The organism is Pseudoalteromonas sp. AWM4_233 (assembly GCF_056158285.1).
The window spans coordinates 6,021-6,722 of sequence record NZ_JBSWSZ010000103.1 but is presented as its reverse complement, the minus strand read 5'-3'; the positions used below and the strand labels follow the sequence as shown (position 1 = coordinate 6,722).

Annotated in this window: 1 protein-coding gene; it reads left to right on the top strand. The window is 40.9% G+C overall.

The genetic code is table 11. The features are described 5' to 3' along the window. The first annotated feature begins 56 nt into the window (after positions 1–56). Positions 57–680, top strand: a complete 624-nt coding sequence (locus ACXAC4_RS21300; RefSeq protein ID WP_475165192.1) for an ABC transporter permease family protein — start codon at positions 57–59, stop codon at positions 678–680. Positions 681–702: the final 22 nt, after the last annotated feature.

The following is a 702-nucleotide window of genomic DNA, read 5'->3' as shown; positions in this document are numbered from 1 at the left end:
AAGGTTAACGACGGTTAGATTCACCTCTTACACAGCACCTACGAAAATGGGAGTTCATGCAATTCTTTAAATGGAAGCAAGAGCTCATTGGCAAATCAATTATGTTGCTGGTGGCGCTAGGTATGTATTTATGGCATAACCAAGTGCTTTATCAGCCTGAGCCGCAGCAAATCGTCTCTAATATTGAATTACAGGGTCTTCAATTAAACGATGACTTTGTGTTTAGAACAGAATCAAAATCGAACGATGCGCTTATTGCTGAAGTCAAAGCGGGCAATATTGACGGTGCATTGATCTTTGCTTCACAGGCGTTACCGCAGCAAGTGACTTTATATTCTCAAGGTAAAATGTCTTGGCAAAATGACTTGCAAGTCCAGTTAAACGACTATGCGCGTTCAAATGTTGCCGCTTCTTTAAATCTTGGCCCAAATCAATTGGCTTTACTTGAACAGCCACTTCAGTTTGAAACAAACTATCTTGATGAAGCAGTCAAAGATGCGATGCAACAATCTTCAATTACCGCTAAAGGATTACTATTTTTGATGGCCGTCGGTGTGTTTATGACTTTCGGCCAAGTGTTTGTTGCAATTACTGGCGAAAAGCAACAGCGAGTAACGGAACAACTTTATTCGTGTATGGATGCCAGGTGCTGTGTAAGAGGTGAATCTAACCGTCGTTAACCTTAGCAATACGTTATCTATA